Raw genomic sequence first — 19,246 nt, 5'->3', positions numbered from 1 at the left:
TCCGCAAACGGACGGCATCGCTGACCATTTGCGGACAGGTCGTTTGTAGAAACGGGTCGGAATGTTCCGGCAGGCAGTCTCTACATCATTCGCTTCGTAAACTCTTCACCGGATTGACCAACGCGGCTTTGATGCTCTGGAAGCTAACGGTAAACAGGGCAATGCTAACCGCCAGTATAGCCGCCAATCCGAACACCCACCAACTGAGCGCGGTATGATAGGCGAATCCTTCGAGCCACTGTGCCATAGCCCAGCCGGCCAGGGGCGACGCAATCAGAATAGCGATACCAACCAGTTTCAGGAAATCCTGCGATAACAGGGCGACCAGACTGGACACCGACGCCCCCAGCACTTTCCGAACGCCAATTTCTTTGGTACGCTGCTCAGCCATGAACATGGACAAACCAAACAAACCCAGGCACGAAATCAGAATGGCAACGCTGGCGAAAACACTGAACAACGTCTGTTGCGTTTGTTCACGAGCGTAAAGCCGGCCAAAGCGCTCGTCCAGAAACTGATAGTCGAACGGACGTTGCGGAAAAAACCGCTTCCAGACCGATTCAACGTGTCGGACTCCGGCAGGCACATTCCCCTGTATCGGAATGGATAACCAATTGAAATCTTCGGTTGACATGACCATGGCAATAGCCGCTACTTTCTGATGTAGCGACTCAAAATGGTAATCTTTCGTTACGCCGATGATCTGGCCGTTTGCGGGGCCATAGCGAAACGACTTGCCAATGGCCTGCTGGGGTGTCCAGCCTAACAACCGGACCGCTGTTTCGTTCAACACGATCATTGACGTATCGGTCGAATACGAACGGGAGAAATTACGGCCAGCCGCCATGCCTATCTGGTAGGCCGGAATGAAATCATAATCTACCCGCAAACCGCGCAGGTTAATGGTAACCGGGGCCATCGTGTCGCCTTTTTCGGCATAGGCATCATACGAGTCCAGCAAACGTCCCGACGGTATCCGCGACGAACGACCCACCTCGCCGACAATACCCGTTTCTTTCAGTTGCTGTTTAAGGGTCTCATAGTTCGTCGTTGAATCGCCCACATCGGGCAGCAACAGCACCTGATCTTTCTTATAGCCTAACCGGTAATCCTGAATATACTTCATCTGATTGTAGACCACCACTGTACTGATGATCAGCGCAACGGCAATGGCAAACTGCGTAACAACCAGTGTCTGGCGTAATTTGCCGGTACGCATAGCCGACGTAATCTGCCCTTTTAATACGCCCAGCGGCCGGAACGAGGTCAGAAAGAATGCCGGATAGCTACCCGCGACCAAACCGGTCAACAGGGTAATAGCGACCAGAATGCTTAGGAAGACCGGATCGAGGAGTTGGCTAAATTCGAGTTGCTTATGCGTAAAGCTGTTCAGTGCAGGCAGACAAATGAGCACCAGAACAATAGCGACACCCAGGGCAAACAGAACCAAAATAATCGACTCGCTTAGAAACTGGCTGATAAGTTGGGAGCGCAAGGCCCCTACAACCTTGCGCATACCCACCTCCCTTGCCCGCCCAGCCGAGCGAGCTGTTGCCAGATTCATGTAATTGATGCAGGCAATCAGCAGTATGAACAGACCGATTGCCGAAAACAGATAAATGTATTTTATGTCGCCGGTTGCTTCCAGCTCCGAATCGGTATGCGAACGAAGATGAATGTCAGCAATATTCTGCAAGTTCAGCACCGACCATGTAGAGGGTTTATTACCCCCTTCTGCCGGAACGTGTTTGTTCTGAAATTCGGGGAAAGCGGCCTCAACACGTTGTGGATTGGCTCCCGGTTTCAGTAACAGATAGGTATTGAACGAGTTGTTGCTCCAGTTGGTCCGCAACCCCTCGGCACCGTATAAACGGGGGTCGTTCAACGTCGAAAATGACATCAAAAAACTGGGATGAAAATGAGCTTGTGCGGGCAATGGCTCATAGACTCCCGTTACGGTCAGATCATACTGGTTATTGAGTCGTACAGTCTTGCCAACCGGGTTTTCCTTACCAAAATATTTCTCCGCCATTGGCCGGGAGAACATAATCGAGAACGGATTCACCAGTGCCTGATCGGGATTACCACTGACAAGCTGGAAACTCAATACCTTGAACAGATTGGCTTCAGCCAGATACATATTCTCCTCATTGAACGAATGTTCGCCGTAGCGCAGCAACCCATTGTTATCAATCGTTCGAACAACCTGCTCTACGTCGGGGAAGTCCTGCTTGATCAAAGGCCCGAATGGTGGAGCGGCCTGCGCCAGTTTCAGAGAAGCAGTTCCTTCCGATGATAGAAACGTTCTGGTAACGCGGTAAATACGGTCGGCATTGGCGTTATAGCGGTCGTAACTTAGTTCATCCCGTACGTAAAGCGCAATAAGCAGGAAACAAGCCAGCCCCACAGCTACACCAGTAATGTTAATAAAACTGAAGGTTTTGTGTTTCGACAGATTGCGAAAAGCAATTTTGATGTAGTTGCGGAACATGGCTTTTTAACAGTTTGATTGAGTAGATGTTGGATCTATAGGCTCAGATAGCACCGGTTAACAGCTTACGCTGGATTTCCCGATCGCCCTTTTTCACAAACGCGATGGGCACAAAATCATCGGTCGGTGCACCAATGTAGTAGAGTGTCCAATTCTGATCGTAATGGGAGATCATTTCGCGCAGACAGTCCACCCGGTCGAAGGTTGGAATAGTGCAGTCACCCCAGTAAAAAAGCTCCACCCGATAGTGTAGTTCATGTTTTTTACCGTTGATCGTTACATCGATTTCGATGTCCTGTTTGCCGGGTGTCGAGGGAATGGGAATAGCAATGTGTGCCATGGTTGTTTAGATTTAGTGAATTAGCGAATAAATAATTAGTCAGGTTAATCATATTTGATCAAAAACTTTTCCGCCCTGGCGGTACAACGCTTATGGAATCTGTAGTTGATCAACTCTCAGAGTACGAACGCGGAAAACCTATGCCTAATCTTATTCATGGCGCGATTCAGGCGAATCTGGTTTCTGAACTTAAAATGCGATACCGCCATGAATACCGCATAGCCAGTGAAACCTCATTAGCAACTCAGCCAGATAGCACTACTCCAGACGTAGTGGTGTATCCGGTCATTCCATTAAACTATCAGAACGAGCCGGCCAGACGAACAGATCCCCCTTTACTGTGCATTGAGATTCAGGCGCCTTCTCAAAGCAATGAAGAAATGATAAACAAGACGCATATCTATTTCCAATTTGGGGTAAAGTCGTGCTGGATCGTATTACCAGGCCTGCGGGCCGTAATGATCTTTGACCGACCCGGTCATTACGTCTTTTTCTACGAAGACGCCACATTAAGTGATCCGAACATAGGATTTGAGTTTCCATTGACTGCTATTTGTGCCTAGTCTGTTTACTTCATTCTGCCCTGCCTGCTTAACTCATGATCACTCTGTGCGCAAGCTTTTCACGGGATTCATCAACGCGGCTTTTACACTCTGAAAACTCACCGTTGCCAGAGCAATAAACACGGTAAAACAAGCCGCTCCTACGAACAGCCACGCACTAAGATTTACGTGAAACGGATACATTTCCAGCCAGTTATTCAGTGATAGCCAGGCTATAGGTATGGCAATCAGGATGGCAGGCAGCAGCAACCAGAGCAAATCGCGCGAAAGTAAGGTCGCCACTTCGGCAGTCGATGCACCCAGCACTTTACGAACCCCAATTTCTTTCGTACGTCGTTCGGCCGAGAACGTAGCAATACCGAACAAACCCAGACACGAAATGAACAGGCATAATCCGGCGGCCCAGCTGATGATTTGCCGTAAACGCGTTTCCAGATCATACTGCTGCGCAAGAATTGTATCCATAAATTGGTAGTGATAATAATGCTGCGGAACAATCTCGTGGTACATATGGTCGAGCATGGTTAGTGTTCGGGCGCTATTGCCGGGTCGTATTCTGACCCAGACCTCGCCAAATCCCAGATCAGCATCACCAATGAAAACCTGTGGCCTGATTGCTTCATGCAACGACGAAAAATGATAATCCCGCACGACGCCCACAACCCGATACGCTTTGTTCGTACGATCCGGGAAAAAGACCCGTTGCCCGATCGGATTTTTCCAGCCTGCTTCGCGAACAAAGCTTTCGTTAACCAGGGCGTTGTCGAGCGTATCCGATGCATACGCCGTCGAAAAATTTCGGCCCTGAGCTAGTTTAATGCCCAGCGTTGGCAAATAATTGTCATCGATACGCAGGTAATTAACGTCCAGCTCTTTGTCGGTAGTCCGTACGCTGGTGTATTCATCGAGCCGGTCTTTTGCCGTAACGCTGACAACATCGGGCTGGCTGGCGAGTTTCTGCCGGAATAGTCGGGCAAAGTTGTCATTACCTTCCCGTTGCGGAGGAAGCTCGATCCGAACCAGATGCTCGGGATTATAGCCAAGATCTTTGGTGGTCAGAAAGTCGAATTGGGCAAAAACGGCCAGCGTTGCTACGATCAGTATAACCGACAGCGCAAACTGCACGACAACCAATCCCTGGCTGAGGTAATTTTTTCCCGGAAGCCCAACCCGGCCGTACAAAACGCGCGACGGATTGAACTTCGACAGGACGAAGGCGGGATATGATCCGGCCAACAGTGCTGTGATGACCAGCAAGCCCACATAAAGCAGCACCAGCCGGGTATCAAACAGATACGACAGACTTAAGGTTTGGCCTACAACTGCGTTGACGTACGGTAAAATAAGCTGCGCCAGCACCAGGGCCAGACCGAATGCAAGTGTGCTCAGCAGAAATGATTCGCCTAAAAACTGCTTGATCAGCTGGCTTCGTTTTCCGCCGATTACCTTCCGAACGCCCACTTCCCGCGCCCGTCGCAGTGAACGGGCAATGGTCAGATTAACAAAATTGATGCAGGCAATGGTCAGAATAAAAATGGCGATGCCTCCCAGCAGATACAGAACCATGGGGCTATTGGGTGAAGCCAGTTCATTGCCGCCACCATAGCTCACCGTTAAATGAATGTCGGTGAGGGGTTGCAGGCCGAATAGCCGCTGTTCCTGATAACCGCGCTCCTGAGCGGCTTTGGCTACCTGCTCCCGACCCAAAACAGCAAACGTCTGAGCCATCTTCTGCTCTACTTTTGCTGTCGATACACCGGGCCTCAGCACGAAAAACGTGGCCAGATACTGACTGAGCCATTGGTCGTCTTTGTAGTTGTTAAATGGCAGCAGCATCTCAAATTGCAGCGACGAATTTGGTCGTGGATTAGAAGCAACCCCCGATACGACAAACGGTTCAAACTTTCCGTTGATCTCTAAACTAAGTCGCTGACCCAGCGCGTGCGCGGTTCCAAAATACTTTTCGGCTCCTTTTTCGGTCAATACCACCGAATTAACCCCAGCAAGTGCCGATCGGGATGTACCTTCCAGAAGAGGCAGTGAAAACGTCTGAAAGAAATTACTATCGACATAGTGCGCATTCTGAAAGAAGCCTTCGTTGCTCTGACGAACGTTAAATGAAACGCCCATCATCCGCGTTACCGACTCAATTTCGGGAATGCTGGCCGCAAAAGCAGGCCCCTGAACGGCTCCGGTATTACCTGTCCGGTGTTTGATTTCTGTACCGCTGGCATTGGTTGTAGTATTCGTCAACCGGTAAATGCGGTCCGCCTTTTCATGAAACCCATCGAAGGTTACTTCATTTTTAAGGTACAGCGCAATAATCAATACGCAGGTAAGGCCAAGGCTTAAACCCGACAAATTGAGCAGACTGTAAACCCGTTGGTTGACAAGATTCCGCCAGGCGATTTTCAGATAATTCCGGATCATTGAGCGTATTCGTTATTTACTATTTTTAGGGACGCCTATTTCTTTTTCAATCCCATCGATGATCTGCTGCCGTTCCTGCTGCGATTTGTCATGGGCATCGACTTTACGTTCATACGTGAACTCTTCGCCATCTTTCTTAAACCGATAACGCAGGAATAACTGCCCGGATTCTGAATTGTATTTCACCTCTTTGGTATAGGGATTCTTCCCACCTACGGCCACTGCCTGATTATCACCACTACTCACCGATACAATGGACTGATCACTACTGATTATGGTCATCGGCTCGGGAGGGGTTGGGGGAGTTGGAGCCCTTGGCTCACGCGGGGCCAGTGCTGCCCGTGGAGCGATAGGCCGTTTGGGTGGCTCGGGCATTCCCACGTTCAGCGAATCCAGAATATGCTCGCGTAGTGCATTCCGCTCATCCCGATTCAACCTGGAGACATCGAACGTGCGGTCATAGTCAATCGGTTTGCCATCCATAGTGCCGTTTACGCGAATCGATAAGGTTTTGCCATCATCGTTAATGCTTCGACTGATTGAGTTCTTCTGCTGAGCCAGAGCCAGCGATGCAGTGAGCGCGAATAAAGATGTTACGAGCGTTTTCATACGAATTGTTGTTTATTCAGTTTTCAATGATTTTACCGGATTCATCAGGGCTGCTTTAATGCTCTGGAAACTTACCGTTACTAAAGCGATACCCACGGCCAGCACACCCGCCAGCGCGAATATCCACCACTCAATGGCAAGCTTATAGGCAAAGCCCTGCAACCATCGGTTCATGGCATACCACGCCAGAGGAGACGCAATGACAATAGCGATCAGTACCAGTTTCAGGAAGTCTTTGGAAAGCAAGCCAACAATACCACCAACGGAAGCGCCGAGTACTTTGCGGACGCCAATTTCTTTGGTGCGCTGTTCAGCCGTAAAAGCGGATAGACCAAACAAGCCCAGGCAGGAAATGAAGATGGCTAAAAACGCGAAATAATTCGCCAGCATGCCCACAATGGCTTCGCTTTTATAGAGTTTCTGATATTCTTCGTCAGCAAACCGGTACGAAAATGGAAATTTCGGATTCAGTTGTTTCCACAACGTTTCCACACTAGCCAGCGCCTGCCTGGTTTGTCCCGGTTGTGTGCGAATCAGGAAATTCTGGGAACCGGGGTCGGTATTTAACCGGATGATCAGTGGTGCGATTGGAATGTGAAGCGACTGAAAATGAAAGTCCTCCATAACACCAATTATTTTACCCGGCTTACCCCACATCGTAATTGGCTGCCCAACGAGCGACCCGGCCAGTCCACCGGTGCGGTTTTTATACCCAATGCGCCGGGCCGTGGCTTCGTTGATCAGGTAATTGCTGGTATCTGTACCAAATTCGGGTGAAAAATCGCGGCCCGTCAGTTTTAGCTTCAGGGTCTTTATCAGATCGTAACCGACTGCTGTCTGCGTAATTTCAATATTGACGTTCGGATCTTTCCCCGGCCAGGTTACTCCACCCGTACTGCTTCCGATATTTGTCGGAGCTTCCTGCATGGACGATACGGCCAGAATTCCGGGCTGATGCATCAACTCATCCTTAAATGTTTTATAGGTCGACAGGGTTGACAGTTCGCCCTCAACCGGAACATAAATCAGGTTCTCGCGCTCATACCCAAGGTTTGTCGTTTGCACATAGTTGACCTGCCGATACACAATGATCGTACCCACAATGAGCAGCATCGACAGCACAAACTGAAAAACAACCAATCCCTGCCGGAATAGCCGCGCGCCAGAGCCAAACTTTAGCGAACCCTTCAGTACCCGAACCGGCTCAAGCGACGACAAAAACAGGGCGGGATAACTTCCGGCAAGTAAGCCGGTGAGCAATGCCATACTGATCAATACGATCCAGAACGATGGTTGCGTCGTTTGCAGATTAATGTGCTTTCCCGTTAATGAGTTGAACGAAGGCAGCAGGAAGAAAACAAGAAATAACGCAAAGCCTAGAGCCAGAATGGTGAACAGTAAAGCTTCGCCAATAAACTGCCCGACCAGTAAACTTCGTACGGCGCCAATCACTTTTCGAACGCCCACTTCTTTCGCCCGTTTGATCGAACGAGCCGTGGCCAGATTCATGAAATTGATGCAGGCAATCAGCAACAGGAAAACGGCAACAATACTAAACAATCGTATATATTCGATGCGACCACCATCCTGCTGGCCATTCTTGAAGTTGGAATACAGATAACCATCGGGATAAGCCTGAAGGAAGAGCTGCGCATCGAAGTTTTTGCCAATGTCCTTATTATACTTCCGCAAAAACGGTTTGAGCTTAGCGTTGAGGTTTGCCACGTTCGCATCAGGTCGAAGCATGATACGCGTATGCGGACCGTTATTTCCCCACTCTTTCATCCACGGATTGCGCGCCAGACAATTCTGCCAGTTGAGCAAAAAATCATAGTTATCTGATGAGTTTTCCGGCAGATTTTCAAAAACGGCCGTAACCTGAAAATCATCCCGATTGTCGATTCGGATACTTTTTCCCAGAGCCGCTACCGGATTGCCGAAATAGGACTCAGCTACTTTTCTGGAAATAGCAATACCATTCGGCGAACTCAAGGCCGTAGCGGGAGTACCAGCCAGGAGTGGAATACTGAACATGTTGAACCAGTCGGCCCCAGCCCAATGTCCGGTTTCTTTGTTAATCTTATCACCAACGGCAAACGTCATCTGGGCGTCCCAGCCCGTATAGCCTGCTGAATAGACAATTTCGGGAAATTGTTTTTTCAACTCATCGGGCAACACCCCCGGCGTAAAACGTCCGGCATCTATTTTACCATCGTATAGCTGACGTTGCATCACGTTATACAACTGAGGCCCATTTGCATGGTAATTATCGACACTCAACTCATCCTGAATCCACAGGAAAATCAACAGGCTACAGGCCATGCCGAGGGCCAGCCCCAGAATATTGATAGCCGAGAAGGCTTTATTCCGAATGATGTTTCGCCACGCGATTTTAAAATAGTTTAAGAGCATCGCTTTAGTAGGTTCAGGAATAGTGAGTGGCTGATTGACGAATTATTTGGCGGTAATTAACCCGCTTTTATTCAGGCTGCCATTGATCGGGCCTGTTGTTACGATCTTCTCAGATTTCGCCCGGCCTCCGATCGTCAGATTTCCGGCTCCCGTCATAGCGATCTGGAGATCATCCACATCAACCGTTAAAAAAGCGTCTCCGGCTCCACTGGTAGCGATTGCGAGCGTTTTACTCTTGATGGTGGACTTTCCGAATAATTTGGAAGCTCCATCAACCGCAATGCTTTTCAGCTGTCGATAGGTCACGTACACATTAATCTCTTCGCCGTTATAGTCACCCTCCGTTTTTACCGTCAATACGTTATTCTCAACGCTGGTGATAATATCCTTCAGGCCAATTCCTTTAACCACCAGTTTAAGGCTTTCTTTTTCGCCCTGCTGAAGGTGCACTTGTACTAACCCATCCGTTTTAATTCCGTTAAAAGATTGAATGGGCCGCGTTTCTGTTGCCTGTCCATACCCTTTGACAAGCGTTACCAGAAGCAGAATGAGCGTTCCTAGACTCGTATGTTTTTGCATGTCATGTGTTTTATTAAGACCCATTTCTTTACTCGCTTCTCAGGGATTTCACCGGATTCATCAAGGCGGCTTTGATGCTCTGGAAGCTCACCGTCAATAGCGCAATACCTACGGCCAGTAAACCCGCCAGCCCAAACGCCCACCAGGGCATATCGATCCGATAGGCAAAGTCCGACAGCCATCGGCTCATGGCGTACCAGGCGATGGGCGATGCAATCAGAATAGCCACCAGAACCAATACCAAAAAATCTTTGGAAAGAAGCGCTACCAAGCCTGGCACCGACGCACCCAGCACTTTACGAATGCCAATTTCTTTCGTCCGCAACCGGATAACGTACATCGCCAGACCAAGCAAACCCATACAGGCAATAAAAATCGCCAGCATGGCAAACAGTCCGAAAATTCGCTGAGCCACCTGTTCTGACTGATACAGCGCACTCCAGTCGGTATCCAGGAACGAGAAATGAAAAGGCTGATCGGGCAGATAGCGTTTCCAGACACGCTCGATCTGGCCCACGACAGCCGTTGGCTCATCGGCTTTTATGCGAATAACGAGTTCATTATTGGTCCGCCGAAATACCCGGTCATTCAGCACAAAAAGTGGGCTAATGCGCTGGTGTAGTGAGCCAAAATGGAAATTACGAACCACGCCAACAACGGTGTAGGTTACGGGTGGGCCGCCCTGTTGCGCGAAGTTGTCAGGGCTGATCAGTTGCTTCCCGATGGGGTTCGTCAAGCCCATTTGCCGAACCGCTTCTTCGTTCAGAATAACCGATAGCGAATCATTGCCCGATCGACGGAACGGACGACCGGCCATCATCTCCATCTGAAGTGTTTGCAGATAGTTTTCATCAACGACACATCCCCTACCCGTAACGGTTTCAGTCTCACCATTTTTCCGGAATGTGATGCCAAAAAATCCTTCATCGCCCGGTGCACTTGACGTACCTCCAACGCCCGCTACGCCCGCAAGCTGGGATACCTCCTGCTTGAAAGCTTCCGTATTTTTGTCGAGGAAAAACGCTCCTTTTAACTTAACGACTGACTCTTTTGTGAAACCCAGTTCTTTCTGCTGGATAAAATTCAACTGGCTGAATACAACAATGGTGCTCACGATCAGCAGTACCGATACGGCAAACTGAAATACAACCAGTCCATTACGCAGCCAGTGCCCCTGCCGGGTCGATGAGAATTTACCTTTTAATACTTTGATAGGCTCGAACTTCGACAGGACGCCCGCCGGATAGCTACCCGCCAGCAGACCAACGAATAACGCTCCGCCTACCAATAACGGCAGCGTTTCCCACCGAACTATCGACCACAATGTGAGCGGCTTACCAGCCAGATTATTGAATGGCGTAAGTACAACAGCCACGATCAGAATGGCCACAACCAAACTGAACAGGCTCAACAACACCGATTCGGTCAGAAATTGAGTCGCCAGCTGGCCAGTCGTTGAACCAAGTGATTTGCGGATGCCTACCTCACGCGCCCGCTCCGATGAACGGGCGGTGGCCAGATTCATAAAATTGATGCAGGCAATGACCAGTACGAAGGCCGCAATCACCGAAAAAATTGACACCAGTGAGCGGCTTCCATTGGGCTGATACTCTGCTTCCAGATGCGAGTCAAGGTGTATGCTCCGAAGCGGTTGCAGGAAATAAAAATATCCGTTGCCCGCTTTTACGTATTCTTTGTAGGACACGCCAAAATTCCGTTCAACCTCACCGGCCGCGTATTTCTCTACCACAGTGGGCAATTTTGCCTGAACTGTTTCGGGGGTCGTATTTGGGCGAAGCAGCAAATATGTATGCGCGGCAAAACTGATGTGGTTAGGTCGCTCTTCCTGTTGCCCCCGCGTCGACACCAGAAAATTGAAGGTAAAATGGGCATTGCGAATAGGGTCAGCACAGATGCCTGTTACTTCAAGTTTTGGCCCCTGGATAATCTCCAGCATCTTTCCAATCGGGTTGGCAGTACCGAATAGGCGCCGGGCTGTGCGTTCCGTCAAAACGACCGTATTGGGCCGGGTTAACGCCTGACTGGCCCTGCCACGCAGCAACGGCATTTGAAACACCTGAAAAAAGGTTGAATCCACGCCCAGAACACCCCGCTCCTCCACCGTTCGCCCGTCGATTTTAAACAGAGTCGGATTATTGTTCCCGCCAAAATCGAAAACGCGCGTAGCCTGCTCGATTTCAGGAATTTCCTTTTTAACCGATTGTGCGTAGGATGGTGGAATAATAGCGTATTTCGTACTCCGCCCCGGATAGTTGCGTTCCAGCGCCATGCGGTAAATCCGATCACCATTTGCCCAATGACGGTCGTAGCTCAACTCATCGGATACGTACAGTACAATCAACAGGCAGCAAGCCATGCCAATAGCCAACCCCGCAATGTTGATAGCCGTGTTGGTCCGGTGTTTCGCCAGATTACGAAGTGCGATTTTGAGGTAGTTTCGTAGCATGGTTGTTTAGGTTTTGTCGAAGTGCAATGTATCGGGCCAGTCTCTACCTTATTCGGCTCTCAGACTCTTTACGGGGTTCATCAACGCGGCTTTTATACTCTGAAAACTCACCGTTAGTAGCGCAATGCCAACCGCCAGCAAACCGGCCAGGGCGAACATCCACCACGAAATGTCGATTTTATAGGCAAAGTCGGCCAGCCACCTGTTCATTACATACCAGGCAATCGGCGAAGCTATCACCAGTGCAATCAGGACAAGCCGAACAAAATCGAGCGAGAACAAGCCAAAAATGTGAGCGGTGGAGGCCCCTAGTGCTTTCCGGATGCCCACCTCTTTTGTACGCGACTCAGCCATGAAGGCGACAACCCCATAAAGTCCCAGACAACCAATGAAGATAGCAATGCCTGCCAGCAACTGGAACAATGAATACATGCGTTCCTCGCTCTTGTAGAAATTAGCCAGAGTTTCGTCCAGAAAACTGTACTTGAACACAAAGTCGGGGAAGGTAGCATTCCAGGCAGATTCTACTTCCTTCAGCAAGCCGCTCACGGCTTCTGCCCCCCCTTTTTGTATGGAAAGTTTAATACCCAGGTTTCGATATTGATCCCGGTAAGAGGTTAGCACACTCGGCTCGATTCGTTGATGCAACGAAAAGGCGTTGAAGTCCTTCACTACACCCACAATTGGTTTTTTCAGGTCTTCGCCGTTAACCCTCATGAACTTCCCAATGACCTGCTCTGGCTTCTGGAAACCCAGCCGCTTCATAAAAGCTTCATTGATCACAAACTCCCGCATCGTATCGCCAGGTTGGTACATCCGTCCGGCAATTAGCTTCAGGCCGTAGGTGTGCAGATACGCCGTATCGGCCGGACGCATAAGAATCCCATAATCAGGTTCTTTCTCATCATTCTCAAAACGAAAACCCGTAGTCCAGTTACTGCTGGAAGAAGGTGTCGTCATGCCATAACTCAACGACTGGATGCCAGGCAGTCCGGTCAGTTTGGCTTTCAAACTTTCTAACTGCCCCGGTTTTTTCTCGGGTATCAATACACTCACTACTGCATCCCGGCTATAGCCCAGATCGGCGGAGCGGAAGTATTTCATCTGGCTGTAGGCAATGATGGTCCCGATGATCAGTATCTGCGAAATGGCAAACTGACCCACAATCAGCCCCCGGCGCAGGGTCAGCTGGTTGATACCCGACGAACCACCCTGCCCCGACGCCCGAATTTTACCTTTCAACGCTAAAATAGGCTGATAGCCTGATAACACTAAAGCGGGATAAAATCCGGCCAGGCCAGTTGTGAGTAAGCCCAGCGTAATTAAAAAAGCAATCACGACCGGATCGAACAGGGTTGCCGCACCGGGTTTAATATTGAGCAACTCACCTACGTAGGGCAGTGATACCTGCGCCAGAAGTAGGGACAAAACCACCGCCAGACCTGTCAGGACGCCCGTTTCCCCCAGAAATTGGCGGACCAGTTGGCCACGTGAACTTCCCAGCACTTTACGGACACCCACTTCTTTCGCCCGGCGGATCGCCTGTGCCGTAGCCAGATTGATAAAGTTGACGCAGGCCGTGATCAGTATGAACAATCCGATCAGGCCCATCGCCCAAATCATTTCCTTACTGACGGTTCGCTTGGCATAATTGTCGGTCCGGGTATCGAAATGAATTTGGGTCAGCGGTTGCAGTTCATAACTCAGGTCGCGGGCGTCGTCGGACTTGTGGTATTTTTTGACAAAAGCGGCTAACTGCTGTGTCATTTTTGCGGACTCAATGGCCTGGTCATCCGGCGTACCGGGCAGTTTCATATAAATTTGCGCTCCGCCGTAGGTCGACTGCCAATCATCCCAGTTCGTATAAGCCCCGTACTGTTTCAGCGATGCAAAGGATAGTAATACATCAAACGGCACACTACTTGTGACGGGTGGCTCCTCAACAACGCCTGTTACGACAAAATCCATCTTATTTTCGACGCGCAGGGTCTTGCCGATTGGGTTACCCGCGCCGAAATATTTTTGAGCCATGCGCTCGCTCAATACAACCGTATTTGGATTGGAGATGGATGTTTGCGGGCTGCCGCTTTTCCAGGTATAATCGAACAGTCGAAAATACGCTGGCTCGACAAAGGCCAGAATGCCATCACCCTCCTGAAATTTTTTAGTGGCCTGATCTGCTTTCCCGTTCACCGTTACGACTACATTAGCAATTCGGTGAACCATCGTAAGGTCATGTTTCAGACTCGGGAAGTCGGTTCGTAGGGCAGCCAGCGCAGGCAGGGGTATGCCCGCACTCCGCCGGTCGTTGTTCGATTTTTTATTGAACGAGACTATCCGGTAGGTTTGATCAGCGTATGCATTATGCCGGTCAAAGCTCAGCTCATAACGAATCGCCAGAAAGAGAAGCAGGCAGCAGGACAGACTCAATGTCAGACCTAACACGTTGATGACCGAGTAGTTCCAGTTGCGCTTCAATGCGCGAAAAGCAGTTGTGAAATAGTTGCGTAACATAAAAAGCGATTATTCGGATCGTAAGGATTTCACAGGATTCATCAGGGCCGATTTAATACTTTGGAAGCTTACCGTCAGGAGCGCAATGGCAACCGCCAGTACGCCCGTCAGGGCAAACATCCACCACGAAATATCGACCTTATACGGAAAATCGGCCAGCCACTTATCCATCACATACCACGCAACGGGCGAGGCCAGCACCAAAGCGATTAAAACAAGCCGAACAAAATCGAGCGAGAACAAACCGAAAATATGGGTCATCGATGCGCCCAGCACTTTTCGAATGCCCACTTCTTTCGTTCGCGATTCGGCCATAAACGCAACGACACCGTAGAGGCCTAAACAACCGATGAAAATAACAATGCCCGCCAGCAGCCGAAACAGCGAGTACATGCGCTCTTCACTCTTGTAGAAATTGGCAAGTCGCTGATCCAGAAATTCATAGCTGAACACAAAATCGGGGAAGGTCGCATTCCAACTGGTTTCAACCTCACGAATAAAACCACTGATGCCCTCCGTACCACCCTGTTGGGTCGATAGCTTAATCCCGAGAACGTTATAGGCTCCGCGATTACTGGTTAATAAACAGGCGTTTGTTTGCTGGTGTAGTGAAAAGGTGTTGAAATCTTTCACAACCCCAACTATTTGTTTTTTGGGATTTTCCGGCCCGCCCAGCGCTATGTATTTACCCAGGATCTGACGCGCATCGCGAAGACCCATTTTCTTGACAAATGACTCATTCACCACAAACTCCCGCATGGTGTCGGCAGGTTGATACATCCGACCGGCAATCAATTTCAGGCCATACGTACTGAAATACGATGTATCGGCGGGGCGCATCACCACGCTAAAATCGGCCGGTTTTGGCTCATTCTCGTAGCTAAAGCTCGTCCACCAGTTGCCATCTGAGGAAGGGACCGAAAGGCCATAACTGAGCGACTTTACATTAGGCAATATGGCCAGTTTGGCCTTCAGATTTTCCAGCTGCCCTGGTTTATGTTCAGGCACCGGTATTGTCAGGACGGCTTCTTTGTTATAGCCCAGATCGGCAGTACGGACGTACTTCATCTGGCTGTAGGCAATGATGGTCCCGATGATCAGCATCTGCGAAATGGCAAACTGAAATACAATCAGGCTCCGGCGCAATGTCAACTGACTGCTGCCCGCCATCCGGACTTTTCCACGCAGCGCCAAAACAGGCTGATAACCTGACAACACCAATGCGGGGTAAAAACCAGAAAGCACCGTTGTCAGGAGTGTCAATAAGAAGATAAAACTAATAACGACGGGATCGAACAGCACCAGTGCCGAAGCTTTGATATCCAGCAGTTCAGAAACATACGGCAGCGCCAGATTAGCGACTAGAAACGCCAGTCCAACAGCCAGTGTGGTCAAAAATCCCGTTTCGCCCAGAAACTGCCGGACTAATTGCGCTCGCGAGCTACCGAGCACTTTGCGCACGCCTACTTCCTTCGCCCGGCGGATTGCCTGCGCTGTGGCCAGATTGATGAAGTTGACACAGGCCGTTATCAGAACAAATAACCCGATTAGCGCCATTGACCAGATCATTTGCCGACTCACTGTGCGGTTGGCAGAATTGCCCGTGCGTGTGTCGAAATGAATGTTCGTGAGCGGTTGCAGTTCGTATTGTATAGCTTTCGCATCGTCGGGTTTCATGTATTTCCGAATAAATGGAACCAGCTGCCGTTCCATCTGCGCCGAGGCAACCGTTTCTGGTAAGGCCAGATAAATCTGGGCACCGCTGTAGGTTGACCCCCATTCGTCCCAGCCGCCGTTAGCTCCATACTGTTTCAGGGAAGTGAATGACAGCAACACTTCGAATGGTAAACTACTCGTAACCGGGGGCGTCTGCACCACGCCCGTTACGACAAAATCCATCTTATTTTCGATGCGAATTGTCTTGCCTATCGGGTCGGCGCTACCAAAATATTTATGCGCCATCCGCTCCGACAAAACCACCGTATTGGGATTTTTCACGGCAGTTGCCGGATTTCCTGCTTTCCATTGGAAATCGAACAAGCGGAAATATTCAGGTTCGACAAAGGCAATAACTCCGCCCTCTTCCTGGAACTTACTGGCTTTGTGGTCACTGACCCTGAGCAATGCACCATACACTTCATAAGCCATGGTAATCTGATGCTTTAGCTCAGGAAAGTCGTTCCGCAAAGCGGCCAAAGCGGGTAAGGGTATACCCACGTTCCGATCATCACCTTTCGATCGTTTGTTGTACGTAATGAGCCGGTAGGTCCGATCGGCATTGGCATGATGCTGATCGTAGCTCAGTTCATAGCGAATTGCCAGAAACAGGATCAAGCAACAAGCCAGGCCAAATGTCAGCCCGACAATGTTGATTACGGTATAATTCCAATTGCGCCTGAGGGCACGGAGTGCTGTAGTGAAATAACTTTTTAGCATAATTATCGCGTCCCTATTCGGACCTTAATGATTTCACCGGATTCGTTAGAGCCGCTTTTATACTTTGGAAACTAACGGTCAGAATGGCGATGACCACAGCCAGCATACCCGCCAGCGCAAACACCCACCACTCCATATCGATCTTGTAAGCAAAACCCAGCAACCACTGACTCATGGCATACCAGGCTAATGGAGTTGCCAGGACAATAGCAATCACAACGGGCTTGAGGAAATCGCGCGACAGCAAGGTGACAATACCCGCTATCGATGCTCCCAATACTTTACGGACACCAATTTCTTTCGTCCGTTGCTCGGCCGTGAAGGTGGCCAGGCCAAACAATCCTAAGCACGAAATAAAAATGGCCAGAAAGGCAAAGACATTGGCTAGTTCACTCACCAGTGTTTCGCTGTGATACTGCCTGTTGAATTCTTCATCGGCGAACCGATAATCGAATGGATATTTGGGATTTAGTTTTTTCCAGCTCTGCTCCAGCGAAGTCAGTACCTCTTTCGTTTTGCCAGGCTGCGTTTTCACAATGGCAAGCCCAAACGATGACGCTGACTGAAAATTAACCATCAACGGGGCAATCTTATCGTGTAATGAATGGATGTGAAAATCCTTCATCAGGCCAATAATCGTGCCCTTCCGGCCATTATAGGTGATGGGCTGCCCAACGGGATTTTTCAGATTCATCACTTTGGCAGCGGCTTCGTTGATCAGGATGTTGGCCGAATCCGTTCCAAAGGCGGGCGAGAAATCGCGGCCCGCTACTAAAGGAATTTTCATCGTTTTTGTGAAATCGTAGCTGGCTTCCAGCTGCCACAAACCGGTTTTATCGTCGGCGGCTTTGCCGGGCCAGCTGATACCGTCGGTTGCCATGCCAATGTTGGTAGGCATCGTTGAAGCACGTGTCATATGCTGCACAAATCCTGCCTGCATTGTCTCCTGCTTAAAAGCTTCATACTTACTGGACAAGGTGCCCTCCAGCGGTACATAAATCACATTTTCGCGATCGAGACCCAGATTTTTCGTTTGGATGTACTTCATCTGCCGGAACACAATAGCCGTGCATACAATCAGGGCAATCGACAGTGTAAACTGAAAAATCACAAGGCCCCGACGCAGTAGAGACGCGCCCGGCTTAAACTTTAGTGAGCCTTTCAACACGGTAATCGGACTCATCGACGACAACACCAGAGCCGGATAGCTTCCGGCTATGAATCCGGTCAGCAGCGTGAATCCGAGAATTGTTACAATGAATTGAGGATTGGCAAACGGAATGGATAAGCTCTTCTCCGTTAACGTATTAAAAACGGGCATCAACGCCAGAACAAGTATCAGAGCGACAATAACCGATAGCAAAGTAGTCAATATAGCTTCGGCCATAAATTGCCCAAACAGCAGGCTCTTAACCGCACCAACTACTTTACGGACACCTACTTCTTTGGCCCGTTTAACCGAACGAGCGGTCGCCAGATTCATAAAGTTTACACAGGCAATCAATACAATAAACAGGGCAACTATGGAGAATAAGCGAACGTATTCGATGCGGCCGCCATCAGCAATGCCTTTTGTGAATTTAGAATACAGATACATCTCGCGATAGGGTTGCAGCACCATCGCTTTGTCTTTCACGGTCGGGTCTTTATGATGCAGAAAATCCTGAATCTTCGCGTTTACACCTGCCAGCGATGCATCAGCTCGCAATCGGACGTAGGTAGGAGGCCCGTAGTGATCAAAGCCCGCTACCATCCACGGATTATCGATAAAACAGTTGGCGATCGGCAACACAAAGTCGAACTTAATGGATGAGTTGCCCGGCACGTTAGCTGCCACGCCCGTTACCATACAATCCCGCTTATCGTCGATCCGAATGGTTTTCCCGACTGGATTTTCGCGGCCGAAATACGCCTGAGCCATTTTCTGCGAAATGACGATATTATTCGGTGCCGACAACACGCTTCTGGGATTTCCCTGCAACAGCGGAAAGCCAAATAGAGTAAAGAAATCAGGCCCGGCGTAACGGCCATTTTCTTTTCCTATTTTTTGCCCAATGGTTACCAGTTGTTTATAATCCCAGACAACAGTACTGGCCTGCGTAACCTCCGGGATTTCCTGTTTCAGCGCTTCGGCCAGCCGTCCCGGAGTTGCATCCATACTTCCGGCAATACTCCCGGACTTATCTTTATTATGAATAATAATTTTATAGAGCTGATCGCTATCCGGCAGAAAGGTATCATAGCTCCGTTCATCCTGCACCCACAGGTAAATGAACAGACTACAGGCAATTCCCAGCCCAAGCCCCAGTATGTTAATGGCCGAGAAACTTTTGTTACGGGTCAGATTCCGCCAGGCAATTTTAAGATAGTTCGTTAGCATTAGTTTGTTGTTTGCATGTCGAAAC

Annotated in this window: 11 protein-coding genes; 1 reads left to right on the top strand and 10 read right to left on the bottom strand. The window is 49.6% G+C overall.

Annotated elements, in window-relative coordinates; genetic code table 11:
* Positions 1 to 85: 85 nt before the first annotated feature.
* Together GJR95_RS05495 and GJR95_RS05490 are read right to left on the bottom strand one after the other, a co-directional pair.
* Positions 86 to 2,491: an ABC transporter permease gene (locus tag GJR95_RS05495; RefSeq protein ID WP_162384916.1), complete on the bottom strand. Its 2,406-nt coding sequence runs from the start codon at positions 2,489 to 2,491 to the stop codon at positions 86 to 88.
* Between the two features lie 43 nt (positions 2,492 to 2,534).
* Complete coding sequence (locus GJR95_RS05490) at positions 2,535 to 2,831, bottom strand: hypothetical protein (RefSeq protein ID WP_162384915.1); 297 nt, start codon at positions 2,829 to 2,831, stop codon at positions 2,535 to 2,537.
* Positions 2,832 to 2,971: 140 nt separating this feature from the next.
* Here GJR95_RS05490 and GJR95_RS05485 point away from each other — a divergent pair, with 140 nt between their 5' ends.
* Entirely contained in the window at positions 2,972 to 3,394 is a 423-nt protein-coding gene (locus GJR95_RS05485) for a Uma2 family endonuclease (protein ID WP_162391594.1), read from the top strand.
* A gap of 39 nt (positions 3,395 to 3,433) precedes the next feature.
* On the opposite strand, the gene GJR95_RS05480 is transcribed toward GJR95_RS05485, so the two are convergent.
* The 8 genes from GJR95_RS05480 to GJR95_RS05445 are packed head-to-tail and all read right to left on the bottom strand — an operon-like array spanning position 3,434 to position 19,221.
* Positions 3,434 to 5,824 (bottom strand): ABC transporter permease, encoded by a 2,391-nt coding sequence (locus GJR95_RS05480; protein ID WP_162384914.1) that lies wholly within the window; start codon positions 5,822 to 5,824, stop codon positions 3,434 to 3,436.
* A 12-nt stretch (positions 5,825 to 5,836) separates the two neighbouring features.
* Entirely contained in the window at positions 5,837 to 6,433 is a 597-nt protein-coding gene (locus GJR95_RS05475) for a hypothetical protein (protein ID WP_162384913.1), read from the bottom strand.
* A 12-nt stretch (positions 6,434 to 6,445) separates the two neighbouring features.
* On the bottom strand, positions 6,446 to 8,845 hold the full coding sequence (locus GJR95_RS05470; protein ID WP_162384912.1) for an ABC transporter permease: 2,400 nt from the start codon (positions 8,843 to 8,845) through the stop codon (positions 6,446 to 6,448).
* A 42-nt stretch (positions 8,846 to 8,887) separates the two neighbouring features.
* Positions 8,888 to 9,424: a GIN domain-containing protein gene (locus GJR95_RS05465; protein WP_162384911.1), complete on the bottom strand. Its 537-nt coding sequence runs from the start codon at positions 9,422 to 9,424 to the stop codon at positions 8,888 to 8,890.
* Positions 9,425 to 9,452: 28 nt separating this feature from the next.
* Positions 9,453 to 11,891 carry an ABC transporter permease gene (locus tag GJR95_RS05460; protein ID WP_162384910.1) on the bottom strand — a complete coding sequence of 813 codons (2,439 nt, stop codon included), beginning with the start codon at positions 11,889 to 11,891 and terminating at the stop codon, positions 9,453 to 9,455.
* Between the two features lie 48 nt (positions 11,892 to 11,939).
* Positions 11,940 to 14,405: an ABC transporter permease gene (locus GJR95_RS05455; protein ID WP_162384909.1), complete on the bottom strand. Its 2,466-nt coding sequence runs from the start codon at positions 14,403 to 14,405 to the stop codon at positions 11,940 to 11,942.
* A 9-nt stretch (positions 14,406 to 14,414) separates the two neighbouring features.
* Complete coding sequence (locus GJR95_RS05450) at positions 14,415 to 16,841, bottom strand: ABC transporter permease (protein ID WP_162384908.1); 2,427 nt, start codon at positions 16,839 to 16,841, stop codon at positions 14,415 to 14,417.
* A 13-nt stretch (positions 16,842 to 16,854) separates the two neighbouring features.
* On the bottom strand, positions 16,855 to 19,221 hold the full coding sequence (locus tag GJR95_RS05445) for an ABC transporter permease (RefSeq protein ID WP_162384907.1): 2,367 nt from the start codon (positions 19,219 to 19,221) through the stop codon (positions 16,855 to 16,857).
* Positions 19,222 to 19,246 lie beyond the last annotated feature (25 nt).

The sequence above is a fragment of the Spirosoma endbachense genome (assembly GCF_010233585.1).
Classification (GTDB): Bacteria; Bacteroidota; Bacteroidia; order Cytophagales; family Spirosomataceae; genus Spirosoma; species Spirosoma endbachense.
The sequence above is the reverse complement of the archived record's forward strand: the minus strand, read 5'-3'. Positions and strand labels throughout refer to the sequence as shown.

Bases quoted from the DNA above. Each gene is read 5' to 3' on its own strand.
- GJR95_RS05495 (WP_162384916.1), bottom strand. From the start codon at position 2,491: ATGTTCCGCAACTACATCAAAATTGCTTTTCGCAATCTGTCGAAACAC.
- GJR95_RS05490 (WP_162384915.1), bottom strand. From the start codon at position 2,831: ATGGCACACATTGCTATTCCCATTCCCTCGACACCCGGCAAACAGGAC.
- GJR95_RS05485 (WP_162391594.1), top strand. From the start codon at position 2,972: ATGCCTAATCTTATTCATGGCGCGATTCAGGCGAATCTGGTTTCTGAA.
- GJR95_RS05480 (WP_162384914.1), bottom strand. From the start codon at position 5,824: ATGATCCGGAATTATCTGAAAATCGCCTGGCGGAATCTTGTCAACCAA.
- GJR95_RS05475 (WP_162384913.1), bottom strand. From the start codon at position 6,433: ATGAAAACGCTCGTAACATCTTTATTCGCGCTCACTGCATCGCTGGCT.
- GJR95_RS05470 (WP_162384912.1), bottom strand. From the start codon at position 8,845: ATGCTCTTAAACTATTTTAAAATCGCGTGGCGAAACATCATTCGGAAT.
- GJR95_RS05465 (WP_162384911.1), bottom strand. From the start codon at position 9,424: ATGCAAAAACATACGAGTCTAGGAACGCTCATTCTGCTTCTGGTAACG.
- GJR95_RS05460 (WP_162384910.1), bottom strand. From the start codon at position 11,891: ATGCTACGAAACTACCTCAAAATCGCACTTCGTAATCTGGCGAAACAC.
- GJR95_RS05455 (WP_162384909.1), bottom strand. From the start codon at position 14,405: ATGTTACGCAACTATTTCACAACTGCTTTTCGCGCATTGAAGCGCAAC.
- GJR95_RS05450 (WP_162384908.1), bottom strand. From the start codon at position 16,841: ATGCTAAAAAGTTATTTCACTACAGCACTCCGTGCCCTCAGGCGCAAT.
- GJR95_RS05445 (WP_162384907.1), bottom strand. From the start codon at position 19,221: ATGCTAACGAACTATCTTAAAATTGCCTGGCGGAATCTGACCCGTAAC.